This is a genomic window from Larkinella sp., assembly GCF_965227735.1.
GTDB lineage: Bacteria > Bacteroidota > Bacteroidia > Cytophagales > Spirosomataceae > Larkinella.
In genome coordinates, this window is sequence record NZ_OZ245776.1 from 3,994,555 (window position 1) to 4,014,619 (window position 20,065).

The 20,065-nt window shown below is 50.1% G+C and carries 20 protein-coding genes; 17 read left to right on the top strand and 3 right to left on the bottom strand.

What is annotated here, in order from left to right; translation table 11 throughout:
- Nucleotides 1-139: 139 nt before the first annotated feature.
- The 13 genes from rsmH to ACO064_RS15685 all read left to right on the top strand — a co-directional run bounded on the left by rsmH (nt 140) and on the right by ACO064_RS15685 (nt 12,903).
- Nucleotides 140-1,069, top strand: coding sequence for a 16S rRNA (cytosine(1402)-N(4))-methyltransferase RsmH (gene rsmH / locus ACO064_RS15625; protein ID WP_421828197.1), 930 nt, complete (start codon nt 140-142; stop codon nt 1,067-1,069).
- A gap of 111 nt (nt 1,070-1,180) precedes the next feature.
- Nucleotides 1,181-1,582, top strand: a complete 402-nt coding sequence (locus tag ACO064_RS15630; protein ID WP_114407669.1) for an FtsL-like putative cell division protein — start codon at nt 1,181-1,183, stop codon at nt 1,580-1,582.
- Complete coding sequence (locus ACO064_RS15635; RefSeq protein WP_421828198.1) at nt 1,579-3,759, top strand: penicillin-binding protein; 2,181 nt, start codon at nt 1,579-1,581, stop codon at nt 3,757-3,759. The genes ACO064_RS15630 and ACO064_RS15635 overlap by 4 nt, the downstream gene beginning before the upstream one ends.
- A 31-nt stretch (nt 3,760-3,790) precedes the next feature.
- On the top strand, nt 3,791-5,245 hold the full coding sequence (locus ACO064_RS15640) for a UDP-N-acetylmuramoyl-L-alanyl-D-glutamate--2,6-diaminopimelate ligase (protein ID WP_421828199.1): 1,455 nt from the start codon (nt 3,791-3,793) through the stop codon (nt 5,243-5,245).
- 140 nt (nt 5,246-5,385) lie between these two features.
- Complete coding sequence (mraY, locus tag ACO064_RS15645) at nt 5,386-6,603, top strand: phospho-N-acetylmuramoyl-pentapeptide-transferase (protein ID WP_421828200.1); 1,218 nt, start codon at nt 5,386-5,388, stop codon at nt 6,601-6,603.
- Between the two features lie 45 nt (nt 6,604-6,648).
- A complete protein-coding gene (locus ACO064_RS15650; protein WP_421828201.1) occupies nt 6,649-7,035 on the top strand; it encodes a hypothetical protein in 387 nt (128 codons plus the stop codon).
- 210 nt (nt 7,036-7,245) lie between these two features.
- Nucleotides 7,246-7,695, top strand: coding sequence for a 50S ribosomal protein L13 (gene rplM, locus ACO064_RS15655; protein WP_421828202.1), 450 nt, complete (start codon nt 7,246-7,248; stop codon nt 7,693-7,695).
- A gap of 86 nt (nt 7,696-7,781) precedes the next feature.
- A complete protein-coding gene (gene rpsI / locus ACO064_RS15660; RefSeq protein ID WP_114407663.1) occupies nt 7,782-8,168 on the top strand; it encodes a 30S ribosomal protein S9 in 387 nt (128 codons plus the stop codon).
- Between the two features lie 84 nt (nt 8,169-8,252).
- Nucleotides 8,253-9,095, top strand: coding sequence for a 30S ribosomal protein S2 (gene rpsB / locus ACO064_RS15665; RefSeq protein WP_421828203.1), 843 nt, complete (start codon nt 8,253-8,255; stop codon nt 9,093-9,095).
- A gap of 167 nt (nt 9,096-9,262) precedes the next feature.
- Nucleotides 9,263-10,096 carry a translation elongation factor Ts gene (tsf, locus tag ACO064_RS15670; RefSeq protein ID WP_421828204.1) on the top strand — a complete coding sequence of 278 codons (834 nt, stop codon included), beginning with the start codon at nt 9,263-9,265 and terminating at the stop codon, nt 10,094-10,096.
- Between the two features lie 201 nt (nt 10,097-10,297).
- Nucleotides 10,298-10,909 carry an RNA polymerase sigma factor gene (locus ACO064_RS15675; protein ID WP_421828205.1) on the top strand — a complete coding sequence of 204 codons (612 nt, stop codon included), beginning with the start codon at nt 10,298-10,300 and terminating at the stop codon, nt 10,907-10,909.
- Between the two features lie 234 nt (nt 10,910-11,143).
- Nucleotides 11,144-11,971 (top strand): mechanosensitive ion channel family protein, encoded by an 828-nt coding sequence (locus tag ACO064_RS15680; RefSeq protein ID WP_421828206.1) that lies wholly within the window; start codon nt 11,144-11,146, stop codon nt 11,969-11,971.
- Nucleotides 11,972-12,006: 35 nt separating this feature from the next.
- A complete protein-coding gene (locus ACO064_RS15685; RefSeq protein WP_421828207.1) occupies nt 12,007-12,903 on the top strand; it encodes a DUF3078 domain-containing protein in 897 nt (298 codons plus the stop codon).
- On the opposite strand, the gene ACO064_RS15690 is transcribed toward ACO064_RS15685, so the two are convergent.
- Entirely contained in the window at nt 12,900-14,762 is a 1,863-nt protein-coding gene (locus ACO064_RS15690; protein WP_421828208.1) for a histidine kinase dimerization/phosphoacceptor domain -containing protein, read from the bottom strand. The two genes, ACO064_RS15685 and ACO064_RS15690, sit on opposite strands and share 4 nt — an antisense overlap.
- Nucleotides 14,763-14,801: 39 nt before the next feature.
- Nucleotides 14,802-15,584: a response regulator gene (locus tag ACO064_RS15695; protein WP_114407655.1), complete on the bottom strand. Its 783-nt coding sequence runs from the start codon at nt 15,582-15,584 to the stop codon at nt 14,802-14,804.
- Between the two features lie 209 nt (nt 15,585-15,793).
- On the opposite strand from ACO064_RS15695, the gene ACO064_RS15700 reads away from it, so the two are divergent.
- Together ACO064_RS15700 and ACO064_RS15705 are read left to right on the top strand one after the other, a co-directional pair.
- Nucleotides 15,794-16,171 (top strand): LytR/AlgR family response regulator transcription factor, encoded by a 378-nt coding sequence (locus ACO064_RS15700; protein WP_421828209.1) that lies wholly within the window; start codon nt 15,794-15,796, stop codon nt 16,169-16,171.
- A gap of 87 nt (nt 16,172-16,258) precedes the next feature.
- The gene (locus tag ACO064_RS15705; RefSeq protein WP_421828210.1) at nt 16,259-16,615 is read left to right on the top strand and encodes a LytTR family transcriptional regulator DNA-binding domain-containing protein; all 357 of its coding nucleotides are present in this window, start codon (nt 16,259-16,261) and stop codon (nt 16,613-16,615) included.
- Nucleotides 16,616-16,694: 79 nt separating this feature from the next.
- Here the strand turns inward: ACO064_RS15705 and ACO064_RS15710 are convergent, their stop codons facing one another.
- A complete protein-coding gene (locus ACO064_RS15710; RefSeq protein ID WP_421828211.1) occupies nt 16,695-17,633 on the bottom strand; it encodes a hypothetical protein in 939 nt (312 codons plus the stop codon).
- Nucleotides 17,634-17,916: 283 nt separating this feature from the next.
- Between ACO064_RS15710 and ACO064_RS15715 the strand changes: the two genes are divergently transcribed.
- Both ACO064_RS15715 and ACO064_RS15720 read left to right on the top strand, forming a co-directional pair.
- Entirely contained in the window at nt 17,917-18,750 is an 834-nt protein-coding gene (locus ACO064_RS15715; RefSeq protein WP_421828212.1) for an Fpg/Nei family DNA glycosylase, read from the top strand.
- 111 nt (nt 18,751-18,861) lie between these two features.
- Complete coding sequence (locus ACO064_RS15720) at nt 18,862-20,052, top strand: acyltransferase family protein (RefSeq protein WP_421828213.1); 1,191 nt, start codon at nt 18,862-18,864, stop codon at nt 20,050-20,052.
- The last annotated feature ends 13 nt before the right edge of the window (nt 20,053-20,065 follow it).

Genomic DNA, 20,065 nt, shown 5'->3' on the forward strand with positions numbered 1-20,065 from the left:
TTGTAACGGATGAAGATTTTGTTTTAGTTCCGAAAAGGTTTTTTGAAACGACCGGTAAGTCGGAATTCCTACAAAATGGACCAGAAATCTTCTGCGGATTGCACGTTCATGCTGGTTTATAGGAAGTTTTACAAGGACAATGACAGCGACTAATTACCACGAACCGGTATTGCTTCAGGCTTGCGTAGAAGGGTTAAATCTGAAACCCGGCGGCACGTACGTCGACGTGACGTTTGGGGGCGGAGGCCATTCCCGCGAAATTTTACGACAATTACCGTCCGGGCCGGATTCGCCGGGCCGCCTGATCGTTTTTGATCAGGACCCCGATGCGCGCGCCAATGCGGACGCCATCGACGACCCGCGGCTGACCTTTGTGGCGGCCAATTTTCGGCATTTGAAGCGGTATTTACGACTTTATAAAATCGATCAGGTCGACGGTATTCTGGCGGATTTAGGCATTTCGTCGCACCAGATCGACACGCCCGAACGCGGTTTTTCTACCCGTTTCGATGCGGATCTGGACATGCGGATGAGCCAGTCGGGCGAGCTGACGGCCCGTAAAGTGATCAATGAGTATCCGGAGGACCAGTTGCATAAAATTTTCGGCATGTATGGCGAAGTGACCAACGCCAAAACCCTGGCCGGCGTTATTGCCGCCAACCGGGTGAACCGGCCGCTGGAAACGATCAACGACCTGAAAACCGTCTTGCAGCGGTATGCGCCACGGGGGCGGGAGTACAAGTATTTCGCTCAGGCTTTTCAGGCGCTGCGCATTGAAGTGAATCAGGAACTGGTGACGCTGGAAGAGTTTCTGATGCAGGTGCCGGAGGTACTGGCACCGGGCGGACGGCTGGTGGTGATGGCATATCATTCGCTGGAAGACCGGCTGGTGAAAAACTTCATTAAGTCGGGCAATTTCCGGGGTGATATTGAGAAGGATTTATACGGCAACGAGATCAAACCGCTCCAGTCCGTCACGCGCAAACCGATTGAAGCGTCGGCGGAGGAAGTGGCCCGGAATCCGCGGGCGAGGAGTGCGAAGTTGCGGATTGCGGAGAAACGCCCCTAAATCCCCTAAAGGGGAATTTTTGCATCTAGATTAATCTGCGTCCAAGTCCCCTTTAGGGGATTTAGGGGCGATAAACGAGAAACCGGTACGATAACAAGTTGCTCAACGATAATGGCACAGAATACCTACAAACATCCGCCAAAAGCACCGATCGTGAAGAAAAAACGAGAAAACCGGCTTTTAAACTACCTGAACAATACCATCGGTTTTGAGCGGCTTTTCGGAGAAGATAATGCCTGGCCGATCAAGCATTTCGACCGCATCATGTGGATTTCGTTCCTGCTGATTCTGTACATCGGCTTCAACCACAACGCCGAGCGGCTGGTGCGGAATATTCAGCGGGTGAAAGCCGTGGTCGATGAGAAACGGGCGAAATACATGACCCTGCAAGCCGACTTCAAGAAAAGCAGCAAGCAATCCGAAATCAGCAAACAGGTGATTGCTACCGGACTGACGGAACCCGTCACCCCGCCATTAAAAATCGTTGTTAAACCGGAAGAGCCGCAGCCATGAACGTTAAAAAAGCCATTCTCCGCCGGGCTACCCTGGCCTCTGTGGCCATTTGTCTGTTTGCCCTGGCGATCATCGGGCAACTGATTTATGTTCAGTTTTTCCAGAAACTGGACGGGCGAATGTGGAAAGATCGCATTACGCAATTCCACATCAAAAAAGACACCCTGCGGGCCACGCGGGGCAATATTTATTCGCGCAACGAAGACCCGCTGGCGATCTCACTGCCCTATTATTACGTCGGGATCGACCCCCGCGTTGCCAAAGCCGACTCGTTTGACAAGAAAGTCGACTCGCTCGCCATGCTGTTGTCGCAGAAATTCGGGGAGCGTTCGCGGAATGAATACGCCTACATGATCCGGAAAGCCCGGGAAAATGAACGGCAATACCTGTTGCTCAGTCGAAAAAAAATCACTTACCAGGAGCGGCTGGCCATGCAGAAATGGCCCTTTTTCCGTCGTGATCGCTCGAAAAGTGGTTTGGGTGGCGGCAAATTTGACCCGGTTTACCAGCGATATCACCCCTATGGGCGAATGGCCCTGCGGACGGTTGGTTACCTGAATCCGGAAACCGCCAAAGGATTGGTTGGGCTGGAAACCAGTTTTCAGAAAGAGCTGGCGGGGAAAGACGGCGTTGGCCTGGTCGAATCTCTGTCGGGTGGGGTGCGCATGCCGATTGAAGACGGGTCGGACATCAAGCCGGAACCGGGTATGGACGTGTATACGACCTTGGATGTCAATTTTCAGGACATGGCCGAAACCGCATTGCTGCACGGACTGGAAAAATACGAGGCCGAACGGGGCTGTTTGATTGTGATGGAAGTGGAAACCGGCGAAATCCGGGCGATGGCGAACCTGACGCTGAAAGATGGTAAGTATGTCGAAAACTTTAATCATGCGCTGGCGGGTGGGGGTGATCCCGGTTCTACCTTCAAACTTCCAACCTTCGTGGCACTGCTGGAAGAAAAACTGATCCGGCCCGAACAGATGGTCCACACGGGCGGTGGCGTCATCACCTACCGGGGTCGTCGGATTTCGGATGCCAAACGGAGCGGCCACGGGAGCATTACGGCTGCTCAGGTTTTCGAAAAGTCGTCGAACGTCGGCGTCCACCTGCTGATGAGCAGCAGCAACATGTATAATCATCCGGACACGTATTGCCGCTACATGCGCCGTTTCAAACTGGACAAACCCAGTGGACTTCGGCTGATTGGCGAAACCATGCCGGTGATTCCCAATCCGCAGTCGCCGGGCTGGAGCAAACTGTCGCTGAACTCGATGGCGATTGGCTATGAACTGAAACTGACGCCCTTGCAAATGCTGACGTTTTACAACGCCATTGCCAACGACGGCAAGTGGGTACAGCCGATGCTGGTCAAGCAGGTTCGCCGGGCCAATGAAGTGGTGAAAGATTATGAACCGTATGTGGCTCAGGAACCGATTTGCTCTCAAACGACCATCCGGCAGGTGAAAAAGATGCTCGAAGGCGTTGTGGAACGCGGGACGGCCAAGAAGAGCCAGAGTCCGTATTACCGCTTTGCGGGCAAAACCGGTACGGCCCAGAAGCTCATCAACGGACGGTATCAGGTGGGGAAATACCTGACCTCATTCATCGGGTATTTCCCGGCCGAAAAACCGAAATACAGCATTGCTGTCATCATCGATACGCCCCACGGTGCCAACATCGACCTGCTATATGGGGGTAGTGTGTCAGCACCAGTTTTTCGCGAAATTGCTGACCGGATTTATGCGTACGATGTCCAGATGCACCGACCTGTCGCCATTGCTTCCAAAACTATTCGTCAGTCCGGAAAAGGCATTAAGGCCGGTTTTGCCGACGATATTCGGACCATCAGTACGGAATTGAATATGGATGCCAAACCCGACGCTGACGGTTGGGTGACCACCGAAACACAGGGTTCAAGAACACAGTGGGTGAGCCAGACTACTCAAAATAAGGTTCCTGATTTGCGTGGCATGACGCTGCGGGATGCCTTACATTTGCTCGAAAACCGGGGCTTTCGGGTGCGTTTTGAAGGCTACGGCAAAGTGATCGACCAATCGGTGCCACCGGGCGATCCGCTGCCGAATCCGCGAAAAATCTCGCTGACCCTGCGGCAGAGTGCGCGACCGGATACGCTGGTGGTGGCCGTTAACAAAAAAAATCAATCCGGAAGATAACCGCCCGGCGAACTGTCTTCGCCACGTTCTTATGCAGTTAACCACCCTATTATATAAAGTACCTTTGCAATCGACGTCCGGGAATATGAACGTCGAGGTCAGTAAATTGACGATGGATTCGCGGCAGGCAGCTCCCGGCGGTTTATTTGCCGCCATTCGCGGGACGCAGACCGACGGCCACCGGTTTATCGAAAATGCCGCGGAACAGGGCGTTTCGGTCATCCTTTGCGAAGAGATGCCCGAAAACCGGTCCGAGCAGGTAGCCTACGTCCAGGTTCAGGATAGTAATTATGCATTGGGGCTGATTGCGGCTAATTTCTACGATCATCCGTCTAAAAAGATGAAACTCGTTGGGGTGACAGGGACCAACGGCAAAACCTCGACGGCGACGCTGTTGTTCCGGCTTTTCCAGCGACGCGGCTACCGGTCGGGCCTGCTCTCGACGGTTCAAAATCAGATCGACGAGACGGTTATTCCGGCAACGCACACCACGCCCGATACCATTGCTTTAAACGAACTGCTGGTGCAAATGACCCAGCGCGGTTGTACGCACTGTTTCATGGAAGTGAGTTCGCACGCGATGGTACAGCAGCGGGTGGCGGGTTTGCATTTTGCCGGGGGTATTTTTACGAACATTACCCACGATCACCTCGATTTTCACGAGACGTTCGATAATTATATCAAGGCCAAAAAAAGCTTCTTCGACCAATTGCCCGCGTCGGCTTTTGCACTCACCAATCTGGACGACAAACGGGGGCTGGTGATGCTTCAGAATACCCGCGCCCGGAAGGAAAGCTATTCACTGCAAACGCTGGGGTCGTTCAAAGGCCGGATTCTGTCGGAAGGTTTGTTCGGGATGCAAATGGAGGTCGATGGCCGGGAGGTATGGTTTAAACTGACGGGGCGTTTCAATGCCTATAACCTGCTGGCGGTGTATGGAGCGGCTGTTTTGCTGGGCGAAGACCCTGAGGAATCGCTAACGCAGCTTTCAGATCTGCCCAGCCCGCCGGGCCGGTTTGAGATGGTGATTTCCAATGCAAAAATCGTCGGTATTGTCGATTACGCCCACACGCCGGATGCGCTGCAAAATGTGCTGGAAACCATTGCGGGCTTGCGGCAGGGCAACGAACAGGTGATTACTGTGGTAGGCTGTGGTGGAAACCGCGATGCCGCCAAGCGTCCGATTATGGCCGAAATTGCCTGTAAATTCAGTGATCGGGTCATTCTGACGTCCGACAATCCACGCAACGAAGACCCGATGGCCATTCTGGAACAGATGCAGGCTGGCGTGCCACCGCTTCATTTCAAGAAAACCCAAACCATTGTGGATCGTCGCGAAGCCATTTACCGGGCGGTTGAACTGGCGCAGCCCAACGATGTGATTTTAATTGCCGGAAAAGGCCATGAAACGTACCAGGAAATAAAGGGCGTTAAATACGATTTCGACGACCGCAAGATTTTGCGTGAAGCGTTTCAACAATCATGATTGAATGGGTTACATGGTTTTGATGGCTGAGTGGCTTTAATGGTTAGATGGTTATTACTCGCGCGAAACCATCCAACCATTAATAACCATCTAACCATCTGACCATCAATTCCATTCCGCTATTCAACCATTCAGACTGTATGCTTTATTACCTTTTCACGTACCTCGATCAGCAATTCAATTTCCCCGGTGCCGGAGTTTTTCAATACCTATCGTTTCGGGCGGGGGCTGCCATTACGCTGTCGCTGATGATTGCCGCCGTGTATGGGCGGCAGATTATCGATCGGCTCCGGAAACTGCAAATTGGCGAAGAAATCCGGGATTTGGGGCTGGAGGGGCAAATGCAGAAACGCGGGACGCCAACGATGGGCGGTTTTATCATTTTGGCATCGCTGGTTTTTCCAACCCTGCTGTTTGCCAAACTGACGAATGTCTACATCGTTTTGCTGCTGGTTTCCACCGTCTGGACCGGTCTGATCGGGTTTATTGACGATTACATCAAAGTATTCAAAAAAAATAAAGAAGGTTTACAGGGGAAGTTCAAGGTCGTCGGGCAGGTTGGGCTGGGGCTAATCGTTGGGCTAACGCTCTATTTTAACGAGCATGTGAAAATCCGGGTCTACAAACCAGGTCTGATCAGCACGTCGATTGGTCAGGTGGAATACGGAGCCTATCAGGACATCAAATCCATGTCGACAACGGTTCCGTTTTTGAAGAATAACGACTTCAATTACACGTCTTTACTGCCCGATTTCATTCCGGACGAATACACCTGGATTCTGTATGTCGCCATCGTGATCTTTATTGTCACGGCGGTTTCCAACGGGGCCAACATTACCGACGGCATCGATGGTCTGGCGGCTGGCACCTCGGTGATCATCGGCCTGACGCTGGGTGTCTTTGCGTATCTGTCGAACAACAAACCGTTTTCGCAATACCTGAGCATTATGTACATCCCGAATTCGGGGGAGATGGTTATTTTCTGCGCGGCTTTTGTGGGGGCCTGCATCGGTTTTTTGTGGTACAATTCCTACCCGGCCCAGGTGTTCATGGGCGACACGGGGAGTTTGATGCTGGGCAGTATCATCGCCGTGCTGGCACTGGCGACCCGGAAAGAACTGCTGATTCCGATTGTTTGCGGCATTTTTCTGGTTGAACTCGTGTCGGTGATCATGCAGGTCAGTTATTTCCGGTACACCAAGCGGAGGTATGGCGAGGGGCGCCGGATCTTCCTGATGTCGCCGTTGCACCACCATTTTCAGAAAAAAGGCTATCACGAAGCCAAAATTGTGACCCGGTTCTGGATCGTTGCCATCATTTTAGCGGTTATCAGTTTGGTGACTTTGAAGCTCCGTTAACGTCAGAGTAGTTGTAAATCTTCCACCATCTGACGAAATTGAACCATGACCGAGAAAGAACGCCTTGATCAACTGGAACCTTTGGTAGCCGAAATCGCCCTCAAGCAGGACCGCATGCTGGGGCAGATCGGTATGATCGTAGACCAGGTTTCCCTGCATACCGTGCGGCTGGACGATCTGACCCGACGGGTCACCAGTACCGAAAAGAAAATTGACACATTGGCCAGCGGGCTGGCCAATGTGACTATTGACCTTAATGAAACGCGGCAGGAAATACGAAACCGTCTCGACCAGGTTGACCAGCGATTTGATAAGATTGACCAGCGGTTTGATAAGATTGATCAGCGGTTTGATAAACTAGAAACCCAGATGGAGAAAATGGATCAAACGCAGGGTTTGATTTTAATGCTGCTGAAAGAGCACCTGAAGTAAGCAGAAAAACGTAAGAGCGGAAGGAACGAGCGTCGAATGGGTAGGGTAGTATAGATGTCTTCCCTCCCGACGCTCGTTCCTTCTGCTTTTTCTTAATATTCTGTTGTAATTCAGAAATATAGACTCTATATTTGCACTCCCGTTTTTGGACGGGGCTTTTCATGTATAGCGCAAGTATTTGTCTATCAATATATAATCTCCCATAAACAAGTGGATACGTTAAGCTACAAGACCATTTCGGCCAACAAAGCGACGGCGCAGAAAGACTGGGTGGTCATTGACGCGGAAAACCAGGTGTTAGGTCGGCTGGCTAGCCAGGCGGCAAAAATCATCCGTGGCAAGAACAAGGCCAATTTTACGCCCAACGTTGATTGCGGTGACAATGTCATCATCATCAATGCCGAAAAAATCAAACTTACCGGTAAGAAAATGACCGATAAGGTATACGTTCGTCACACGGGCTATCCCGGTGGTCAGCGTTTCCGGACACCCCGCGAAATGATGTCGAAAAATCCGGCTTTCATTCTGGAGCACGCCATCAAAGGGATGTTGCCAAAAAACCGCCTGGGCAGCCGGTTGTTCACCAACCTGTATGTCTATGCCGGTGAAAAACACCCCCACGCGTCGCAGCAACCGAAAGAAGTTAAACTGGAATATTAATAACTAGAGAATAGACAGTAGACAAGAGATAAAAGAATACAAGCGTTAATCTCTTCTCTCTCGTCTTCCGTCTCACATCTTAAACAATGGAACGAATCAACGCATTAGGTCGCCGGAAAACAGCCGTGTCGCGCGTATACCTGTCGATAGGTACGGGCAGCATCGTTATCAACGGCAGAGATTACAAAAACTATTTCCCTACGGAAGTTCTGCAAATCGTTCTGAAGCAGCCGCTGGCAACCATCAATGCTCCGGAAGGCTACGACGTGAAAGTAAACGTTCGCGGTGGTGGTATTTCCGGTCAGGCAGAAGCAACCCGGATGGGGATTGCCCGTGCGTTGTGTGAGATCAACCCCGAGTTTCGGCCGGCTCTGAAAAAAGAAGGCTTCCTGACTCGTGACTCGCGCATGGTAGAACGGAAAAAATACGGTCGCGCCAAGGCTCGTCGGCGGTTCCAGTTCTCGAAACGTTAATAGTTTTCGTCCAGACCACACTTGCCTGATGCCGATGTGTGGTGCTGCGTAATCACAATTTTTATTATTCATTCTTATTTTAAAATGGCACAAGTAGAGTACAAAGATCTTCTGGATGCAGGTGTGCATTTTGGCCACCTTACCCGGAAATGGGACCCCCGTATGGCACCGTATATCTTCATGGAGAAAAACGGTATCCATATTATTGACCTGAACAAGACGCTGGCGTCGATCGACGAAGCCGCGGCTGCGATGAAAGGCATCGTTCGTTCTGGTCGCAAGGTAATGTTTGTTGCCACCAAGAAACAAGCGCAGGAAATTGTCACGGAAGAGGCTCGTCGGTTGAAAATGCCGTACGTAACCGACCGTTGGCTGGGTGGTATGCTGACCAACTTTGCCACGATCCGCAAGTCATTGAAGAAGATGCAGGGCATCGAAAAAATGATGAAGGACGAGGCAACATACAAAAGTCTCGCGAAACGCGAACGGTTGACAGTATACCGTGAGAAAGAGAAACTGGAGCGTGTGTTGGGCGGTATTGCCGACCTGACGCGTTTGCCGGCAGCTTTGTTTATTGTGGATGTAAAGCGCGAGCATATTGCCGTTGCTGAAGCAAAACGCCTGGGTATCCCGGTTTTCGCCATGTGCGATACCAACTCAAACCCGAGCGATGTTGATTATCCAATCCCGGCAAACGACGATGCGTACAAGTCGATCCGTTTGATTACCCTGGCGATTGGAAAAGCCATCGAAGAGGGCCTTCTGGAGCGTAAACAGGATAAAGACGATCAGCGTTTGCAGGAAGAAGAAGAAGCAAAACGGGCTGAAGACGTAAAAGCAGCGAAGGCCGAAGGCGAAACAACTGTTGATGCGGAAGAAGAAATCAGCCCGGTTGTCGCTGAAGAAGCAGAAGAGCAGGAGGATTAAGACTATCTGGGAGCAACCATGTTGCCATGCTAATATATTCGGATAGCCCGTAGCCTCGCTATGGGCTATTCCGTTTCAGGTGATTGGGCGCAGGGAGCCGCAGCCTGAGACAAGTACCTTCCAAGTAACAGTAACGAACTCGATAACAGACAATTAATAAAAAAACAATGGCTATTACCGCACAAGACGTTAACAGACTCCGGCAGGAAACTGGCGCCGGTATGATGGACTGTAAAAAAGCGCTTACCGAAGCCGATGGCGACTTTGAAAAAGCAAAAGACATTCTGCGCAAACAGGGTCAGAAAATTGCCAACAAGCGGGCCGACAATACTACTTCCGAAGGAATCGTTCTGACGCACGTGAGCCCGGATGGCACAACCGGTCGTGTCGTTGGCTTTGCCTGCGAAACCGAACCCGTCTCGAAAGTGGCTGACTTCCAGAACCTGGCGATGGCCCTGATGGATAACGCCGTGGCTGCTAAACCGGCAACCAAGGAAGAACTGCTGGCGTTGCCCCAGGGCGACGGGCGTTCGTTGCAGGAGCATATTACCGATCTGATCGGTAAACTCGGCGAAAAATTGGACGTGACGGCCTATGAAGTTGTAACGGCCGAGCAGGTGGTCGCTTACAACCACTCCAACGGTAAATTGGGCGTGCTGGTGGGTCTGAATAACGCCGGTACGACGGATGTATCGGAAGTTGGAAAAGACATCGCCATGCAGATCGCGGCTATGAAACCCGTTGCCATCGACAAAGACGGTGTTGACTCGAGCATCGTTGAACGCGAAATCGAAATCGGTAAGGATCAGGCACGGGCGGAAGGCAAACCGGAAGCTATGCTGGAAAAAATTGCCATGGGTAAACTGCAGAAATTCTACAAGGATAACACGCTGCTGAACCAGGAATTTGTCAAAGATTCATCCGTGACGATTGCTCAGTTGCTTGAAAAGACCAGCAAAGGGTTAGCCATTGCGGCTTTCAAGCGTATCGCAATCGGCTAAGATTGGGGTGTCGTATCAAATTTTTTTTAGTACAGAAAGTCCGGTCTATTCGATCGGACTTTTTTTTTATGATATATACTGTTTTTTGATTTTATTTGTACATTCAAGTCATTTATAGGCTGATTCAGTAACAAATAGGGTGCCTTTTGCCACAGAGATAACCGGGAAGCATTACTTTATCACTTTTAAGCGTCTTACAGAATGATTGCGTCGTTGGAAGTAAAGCGGATGACAGACGAAGAACTGGTTCGTCTGTATGTTGATAATCAAAGTAACCGCTACTTTGAACACCTCTACAGTCGGTACAGTGACAAGGTCTACCGAAAGTGTCTGATGTTTACGAAAGATCCCGTAAAGGCGGAAGATTTCACGCATGATATTTTCCTGCGGTTGATCATGCGGCTGAGCAGTTTCAAGGAACAGTCCCGCTTCTCAACCTGGTTGTTTTCGATCACCTACAATTATTGCACCGACCAGATGCGCAACAATCGGAAAAAAGCCGAGGTGCCGGTGGATGACGACATGGATTGGCTGGACGACGATGCCGATGAAGATTTGATAGAAATGGAAGCGGGCCGACTGAAGTCGGCGCTGGCCTATCTGACAATGGAAGAGCAAAGCCTGTTGTTAATGAAATACCAGGATGAGGTGAGCATCAAAGAGATTGCCGACATTCACAACCTGAGCGAGAGTGCCGTAAAAATGCGGCTGAAACGGGCGAAGGAAAAACTGAAAAAACGGTATCTGGAAACATTGATCTTCCTGACGCTGTTGGTTGCCAAATTCGTGGCGTGGGCGAAGTTCGATAAATAGGACGATAAAGGAACCCGATGGAATCGATTTACAATGTTTTCAAAGAAATAGAACTCCCGGATACCTGTCCGCCTAATGTAAAAGAAGAACTGATTTCGGAGATTGATCTGATTCGTAATTCACTCTCCATTGTGGAAGTTTACGTCGATGATTTATTTAACGTAGCATCAGCCCTCGTATCCGTCATTAAGCTTCCCAGCAGAACTTCACAACCGTAACAAAGCAGACTGTGCCATGGATCGGATTCCCGCTTTCATTGATATATTAATCAATACCTTTACCACCCTCATTACCCAGTTTATCGATTTTGTTCCCCGCATCATCGGCGCGGCTTTTATCATTGCGGTAGGATTTGGGGTAGCAAAAGCACTGTCAATCCTGGTGTCGAAACTCCTGGCGCGCGTGGGCTTCAACCGCATTGGGGACCGGCTCACGGAAATCGATTTCATCAAACGGCTTAAAACGGAAATCAAGCTGAGCGAAATCGTTGCCAAAATTCTGTATTATTTCGTCTTGCTGATCTTCCTGATGGCTGCCACCGAAACGCTCGGGGTTTCGGCCATTACGGAGATGGTCAAATCGCTGGTCGACTTCATTCCCCGCCTGATTGCCGCAGCCATCATGTTGCAGGTGGGTGTGCTGGTGGCGGATGCACTGAAAGGGGCCGTCGTCACGCTTTGTCAGTCGTTTAGCATTGCGTCGGGAAAGCTGCTGGGCATGATCGTGTTCTTTTTCTTCCTCATCATTACGCTCATCAGTGCTTTGGGGCAGGCCGGCATCAACACCGAACTGCTGGAATCGAGCTTCAATCTGCTCATTGGGGGCGTTATTTTTGCTTTCGCTATTGGCTACGGCATGGCCTCGCGCGACGTCATGGCCAACATCCTGTCGTCTTTCTACAGTAAAAACCGCTTCTACGAAGGGCAAATTATCCGGGTTGGTGATACGAAAGGGCAAATTATCCGCATGGATAATACGTCATTGACGCTCCAAACCGGCGACACCGTTACGGTTATTCCCCTGCAAAGCCTTCAATCACAAAACGTTGAGGTATTTGATTAATTTAGTCGCTTGTTATCCACCAACTTGTTTGCGTAATGAAAACCTCGTTTTTTCTCCTCTTTTTACTGGGCTGGAGTGCCGAAGCTATGGCCCAAAAACCGACCCGGCTGGACTCCATCAAGGTCGTTCCGATCGATACGGTATACTGGAAACGATCGGCGCAGGCCGGGATCAATTTGAACCAGGGATCGTTTAGCAGCAACTGGAAGGGGGGGGGCGTCAATTCGATCGCATTGGGAGCCTTTTTCAATGCCAAATCCGACTACATGCAGCGACGCTTCAACTGGACGAGCGAAGTGCAGTTGCAGTATGGTATCGTCAAAAACCAGAACCAGGATTCCCGCAAAAATGTCGACCGTATTTTTCTGGATACCAAAGTGGGTCATCGCTTAAGCCCGGTTTGGCTGGCATTCGGTAACCTCAACTTCCTGTCGCAGTTTGCCACGGGATACCGCTATGAGCAACTGCCCGGTGGTGGTGAGCGGAATGTGCTGATCTCCAATTTTTTTGCTCCGGCTTATCTGACCGAATCTGTGGGGCTGGAATATAAACCCACAACCTATTTCAATCTGCAATTCGGGTTGGGAACCATCCGGCAAACCTTCGTAACCGATGATGCCATTACGATTGGCGAACCATCGCGCTACGGTGTTGCTCCCGGCAAAAATGTTCGAAATGAATTTGCCTTCCAGCTCATTGCCAATTTTGACCGCAATCTGATGGAAAATCTGAACCTGAAAGCCCGGTATCAGCTTTTTGCCAATTATGCAACCCTGAACGCCATCGATCACCGGCTGGACCTCTCCCTGACCGCCAAAGTCAACAAGTACGTTAATGTGAACCTGACCGGCATTGTCCTGTATGACAAAGATCAGGACAATGCCATTCAGTATAGCCAGGGGCTGGCCATCGGTTTTTTGTACTCGTTTTAGGCAGCCTCCGATCCGGTTCGGTACAAAGGCGGAATCACCAACCGGTAATACGTCCCATTCCGGTTGCTGACTTCCAGTTGGCCACCGGCTTGTTCGCTCAGCGACGTAATCAACCGTTTGCCGAACGAACTGTTGGGGCGCTCCCACCGCCGGAGGTCCAGACCCCGGCCATTGTCCTGCACTTCCAGGGTGAGCCGGGGGCGCACCACGTTCGGTTCGTTGGAATAGTCGGCGGCCAGCCGGATGCGGAGAAAGGGCCTGGAAACGTGTTCGTAGGCATATTTGAAGGCGTTGGTTAGGATTTCATTCAGAATGAGGCCGAGCAAAACCGACAGGTCGACATCCAGTTCTTCCTGCTCAATGATCAGTTCCCGGTCGAAATTCGCTTTATCGAAACCATAGGCCAGCAGCAAGCCATCGAAGAGGTCGGTAATGTATTCTTTGATGTTGATGGCCGATACATTGTCGGTCATGTAGAGCCGTTGGTGAATCAGCGCCATGGCTTCCACCCGCTGTTGTCCGGCCCGAACCGCCTGAACCGCCCCCTCGTCTTCCAGTCGTTTCGATTGCAGCCGGAGCAGGCTGGAAACAATGGCCAAATTATTCTTAACCCGGTGGTTCAATTCCCGCAACAACGTTTTCAACTGCTTCGACTGTTCCGAAATTTTCTGGTGGCTTTCCGAAATCACCCGGTTACTCTCCGTGAGTCGGGCGTTGGTGCGCCGAATGGTGCGGTATTGCCAAAACAAGAGCCCCGTTAACCCTACCAGAACCACCAAACCGGCACTTAGCCAGCCCAATTGTTGGGCTTTCTGGGTATTTTCCTCATCGAGTTTTTGGATTTGGCTTTCTTTTTCCCGGGCCTGGTAGCGGCTTTCGGCCATGATCAGTTGACGTGCTTTGTCGGCATTCAGAACGCTGTCGCGGTACATGGTTTTTTGGCGGTAATAGGCTAGTGCCTGCCGGTCCTGCCCCCGTTTTTCGTAGATGCGGGTGAGAATGTCGAAAATCTCCTCCCGCAATTTCAGCCGTTCCGGGCCGTTCTCGCTCCATTTTAGAGCCAACTGAGCGTATTTTTCGGCCTCGTCCGGCCGGTTGAGCAGCAAAAGGGTGTTGGGAAGGTTGACGTACACATACCCTTTCAGGTATTCGTCTTTCTGTTCTTCGGCGTGTTTCAGGCATTGCCGGTAAATGCGCTCCGATTCGGCATAGAGTCCGGCGTTCTTGTATTCGATGGCGCGGTTAAAGAGAGCCGCCGTGTGATCTTCGCCATTGGCGCGGTAGATGGCAATGGCTTTGGCATTATAGGCGAGGGCTTGCCGGGAATTTTTCCGGGTATCTTCCAGGTTGGCCAGTTCAGAATAGGCATCTGCCATCAAAACCGCCCGATTGTTTTGTCGGGCTAACTGCCAAGCCTGGCGGTAATAGTTTTCGGCCTGTTTCAGGTCGTTAGCCAAAAAATAGGTCTGCCCGATGCGCAGCAAGATCAAAATTCGCTGGTTGAGCGCCGGAGAGTCTTTGAGATAATCGAGTGCCTTCTGAAAATGATTCAGGGCCTGAGCAAAGTTTCCCTGGTCAATTTCCAGACGGCCGAATGATTCATACACCTTGCTGATCTGGCGTTCATCCTGTCGTTTTTCGGCGATGGACAGGGCTTCTGTCAGCGCGGTTTGGGAGTCGCCCACCCGGCCTTTCCGGAGCATCTCTTCGGCAAAATTCTGGTAGTTGGCAATCTGAACCGTGTCGGGTTTAGACGCTAGTTTGGCTTTCAGGCTGTCGTAAGCGGTGGGTAAAGTGGGCTGAGCGTAAATCTGTTGTAGAAAAAGGAAAACCGCACAGAGAAATAAAAACCCTTTCATGGATACAGGAAATAACATCAAGCAACAAACTCAACTTCTTTACCAAATCTGGAATTGCTGGATAAACGCCTGTTTATATTGTCGGCCCAGCGGGATAATGTGTTTTCCAATCGTTATTTCGCGATCCGAAAATCCTTCAACTTTTTTGATATGAACTGCAAAAGACCGGTGAACGCGAGCCAATTGCATTTCGCTTAGCCGTTCCAGCAGGGTGGTAAGCGTCAATCGGATGGCATATTTCCGGTCGTTGGTAACAATGGTAGTGTAGGGGCCGTCGGCTTCCAGAATCAAAATATCTTCCAGCAGGATTTTAACAAACTGGTAGTTGTGTTTGATAAAGATCAGGTTGTCGATGCGGAGAATGGTTTCCCGGGAGGGCGAATCTTTTTCCAGAATACCGTTTAGCTCAACGGCTTCATCCGGAACCGCCAGTTCCTGTTTATGGCTAAAATTATGAAGGGCTAACTCCATCGCAATGCGAAGGCTGCTAATGATAACGGGCTTCGTCAAGTAGGCGGCCGGGAGGGTTTGTTTAGCCCGTTCCAGGGTGCTTTTATCAGACAATGCCGTTGTGTAGATCACCGGTACCGGTCGCACGGTCTGGATTTGACCGATGGTTTCGATGCCGTCCCAGTCACCTTTCAGTTGAATGTCGCACACCACGAGGTCGACCCGCTGCGTTTTAAACAATTCCAGTGCTTTCCGGCCATTGTTGGCAATACCAACTACATAATAGCCTTCTTCTTCCAGTGTATCGGATAAATCCATGGCCAGAACGGCCTCGTCTTCAATTACTAATATGTGGATCTGCTCCTTCTCCATGCCTCAACCGGGTAAAGGGGTAAATTACTGATTATTACTGATAGTATAAGGGAAACGGATTCTTTTTATTCCCTTACCAAAATCGACCGTTCAGGTACCAATAACAGTCGTTAGTAACCATTTGCCTACATCTTATTCTTGAGAAAGTATATTTGCACAATTATTCAATAACTTCCTGTATTTGCACCCTTTACCCAGAAATTTAAAGTATGTTAATTCCCGCTTCTACTTCTTCAGCGTCAGTTGCTTCTGATTCTGTTTTACAATTGTATTTTCGGGGTTCCCGGCAACATGTTTTTCAGGCATCCGATTTGGTTTGTTTGCAGGGAGACGGTAATTATACCTGGTTGCATTGGAGAAATCGCCCGTCCATCATTATGCCCAAGACCCTAAAGCAACTGGCGGGAATGTTGCCGGCCGATGGTTTTGTTCGGGTACATCGCAATAGCATTGTCAATTGTGAGTATATTGAAAGGATAGAGCGTTTGAAAACCGGTCTAGGCGCGATTCATTTGCTCAATGGAACCGTGGTGCCGGTGTCACGGCGTCGGTGGGAAGTCATTTCTGAATTGTTATGCAACGCATGAAGCGTCCATAAATGCGTATTTGATCCTGAAAAGGTCAAAGATTAGAAGTAAAATCTATTTCTCTGTCAGAATCGTAAATAGAGCACTATGCTGTCAATCAATGACCCCAACTTTAAGCACCAGATCGACTTGTTAAACATTTTTTACCTTCACAGCGAAGGACAACAGACCTGGATTATCTATTTTGACAATGCCGTTCAGCAGTGTGTGTCTATTGCCGATTCGCTTAATGAATGGGAAAAGCAATTGCCCGATTTCTGGCGGATCAATGAAAGCTATCTGATCAATCCCGGCATTATATACCGGTTTTACCCGGCCGAGATGCCCCACTTTCCGCTGCCCCTGGTCGAGCTTATTTCCGGCCGCGTACTGGCGGTGAGCCGCCAGAAAACCAAGACGATTTTGCAAAAATGGAACCGGGTTCAGCAATCGCTAATTTCCTGATTAAAGTTGTAAACTATAGAGCATAAAAAAGGCGCGATACCGTTGGGTACCGCGCCTTTTTTATGGTGTGTCGAATCGTTTACTTGATGGCAAAAGAACCTTCGCCAATCCGGAAACCTTCCGAGTAAAACTCAATCGTGTATTTGCCCGCTTTATAAGGCACCGTACCCCGATTATAAGTAAGCTCTACGTTCTGGTTGTTGTTGGTAAACGGAACGGTTTGCTTCACTGTATAAATCTGCTCCTGTCCATTAACCTGAAAAGTGCCTGAACCATTCGCCATGTCGGAAACAACGGCACCCGTCGGATCCAGTACCCGGACAAATACCTCTTTCTCCTCCTGCTTGGTGAGCGGGTTCTCAGGCAGCATATAGACTACTTTGAGCTTGTCAACACGCTTTGATTTTACCTGATCTTCCGTCGCGTCGCGTTGTTTGCCGCGCGAATTCAGCGCAAATACCCGAACATTCTGGGCTTTCAGTGCGGATGCGCGGGTTACTTTCTCCGCCAGATCCTTGTTGACTGTCGAAATGTTGGTCACAGAATCCTGCAGGGACTGCTTCTCTGTTTGCAGCGTCGTATTGGCATCAGCCAACGTTTGGTTATTGGTAACCAAGACCTGGTTTTCGGTTTTCAGTTGAGCAATCAGCGTATCTTTTTCTACCAGATAGGCTTCATATTGCTTGATTTTAGCTTCATACTTGGCGATCGAAATACGTTGGCCTTTCCGAAGACTCGCTTTGTCACGTTCCAGATCCGCTTTTACACGCTCCAGGTCCGTAATATCACCACCCAGTTTTTTTACTTCAGCAATTTTAGCGTCCAGAGCCGTTGAGATGGAGTCCAGTCTCGTTCGGGTGGTTGCTAATTCCTCTACGCGGGTGGCAATCGTTGCTTCCTGATTTTTACCCACTTCTTTCTGTTCATACAACAGATAACTGGACACACCGGCCAGAATGGTCATAATAACTAAGGCTGCTACGAGCGCTCCGTTTGCTTTTGGCTTATTGTTTTCCATAACTACTTTGTGCGGTTTGATTTGAATTAGACAGAATTAAACAAAAAAACTTGAGTAAATTATTGTCATTCAATCATGTTAGGGTTAAAAAGACGATTACATTGTAACCATAACGGGAGCCTCTGTAAAGTTAGTGTATTACGGAATTAAATTTTAGTAAAACACTATCTCCTGACTCAGAGCACATTCGTTACCAACCGGACTGTTAGATATAACACTGTCAAAGTGGAAAATGTTATAGGAGTCAGTAAAACATTGCTAAAATGTCAATTAGTTCCCGACTATGCCTGAGTTACCCGAAGTCGAGATTTACCGGCGTTATCTCGAAGCGTCGTCCCTCAACCAACCCATCGAAGCCATTGAGGTTGAAGATCCCAAACTGCTGACGACCGATTTTGCCACCCTGCACGAAGCACTGGTGGGGCGTTGGTTCTCCGGCACCCATCGGGTGGGTAAAAATCTTTTCGTGACAACCGACGGCCCCGGCGAAATCAGCGAACCGGTGATCGTTCACTTTCATTTTGGCATGACGGGCGATCTGGCGTATTACCACTCCTCACTGGATCGGCCGAAGTATGCCCGGATTGTATTTCACTTCCGGAACGGCTTCAATTTAGGCTTTATTTGTCCGCGAAAATTTGAACGGATTGGTCTAATCAGCGACATAGATAAATATTTAAAACGGAAAAAGATTGGTAAAGACGGGTTAGAAATCTCTTTTTCTGAGCTAACGGGACAGGTTCGGCGTAAAAAAGCCCTGATTAAACCGCTGTTGATGGATCAAAATACCGTGGCTGGATTGGGGAACTGGATCGTGGATGAAGTGCTTTTTCAGGCGAAAATCCATCCCGAAAAACGAACCGAAAACCTGACCGACGACGAAATCCAGCAACTTTATGACGCCATTCGGCTGGTGCTGACCACCGCCATTCGCCACGAAGCCCAATACCGGGATTTTCCGGTCGGTTTTCTAATTCACGTCCGGGAATGGGACAAATCACCTTACGACGACGTAGAAGCTCACAAATTCTGCCCCCGGTGCGGCACCAGGATCGAGAAAATCGAGGTCGGCGGGCGAACGACGTATTTCTGCCCGAACGATCAGCTTGTTTCCTGAAAATCGGTCTTTCTGGGTAATAGGGAAGTGTTAAACCGAAAAAACAAAGACTGGAGTCGGTGGAGGCATCAAAAAAATCCCGTTCTTGCGATTTCCTAATCCTGAACCACCTTGGCTACTGTACTTCCTGAATTTCGTGCCGGTCGACTGATGTCGATGGACGCTTACCGCGGCTTTGTGATGTTTTTGATGGCCGCCGAAATCCTCCACTACGGCCGCATCTCGGAAGCCCTGCCCGACAGTTCGTTCTGGCGTTTCATGGATCATCACCAAAGCCACGTCGAATGGTTTGGCTGTACGCTGCACGATTTAATCCAACCCTCGTTTTCGTTTCTGGTGGGTGTGGCCCTGCCGTATTCCATCGCCAGCCGGGCGGCCAAAAACGAATCTTTTGGGGTGATGTTTGTCCAAACGCTGCGACGCTCGCTGATCCTGATTCTGCTCGGTATTTTGCTGCGATCGGTTGGTCGGGAACAGACTAATTTTACGTTTGAAGACACCCTGACGCAAATTGGACTGGGCTATCCGTTTCTGTTTTTGTTGGGTTTTCGGCCCACGCGCACGGTTTGGATTGCCTTGGCCGCCATTCTGGTTGGGTATTGGCTGGCGTTTGTGCTGTATCCGCTGCCCGGCCCCGGGTTTTCGTACGAAGCCGTGGGTGTTCCCGCCGACTGGCCCCATCATAAAACCGGTATAGCCGATCACTTCAATAAAAACAGCAACCTGGCCTGGGCTTTCGATACCTGGTTCCTAAACCTGTTTCCCCGCGCCAAAACTTTTCTGTTCAATGGGGGAGGCTACGCAACGCTGAGCTTTATTCCGACCCTGGAAACGATGGTGTTGGGCTTGCAGGCCGGGCGATGGCTACGCGCCGGTTTGCCGCATGGCGAAATTCTGAAGCGGTTTTTGATTGCCGGAGCCGTTGGTCTGGCAACGGGCTGGCTGTTGACCGTCACGGGCATCAGTCCGTCCATCAAACGCATCTGGACACCGGGCTGGGTATTGTTCAGCGGTGGCTGGTGTTTTTTGCTCCTTTCTGCTTTCTACTATATAATAGATGTGCGGCAATGGCGCGGCTGGGCGTTCCCGCTGGTCGTGATCGGCATGAATTCCATCGCCATTTACTGCCTGGTTCACCTCATCGACCATTTTATCATTGACACCTTCAAAACGCATCTGGGCCAAACCGTGTTCGAGCAGTTCGGCGCGTATGAACCGCTGGCCAGTGGTGGAGCGGCCCTGTTGGTTTTCTGGCTGATTCTGTACTGGATGTACAAGAAGAAGCTGTTTATCCGGGTGTAGAGATAATGAAAGT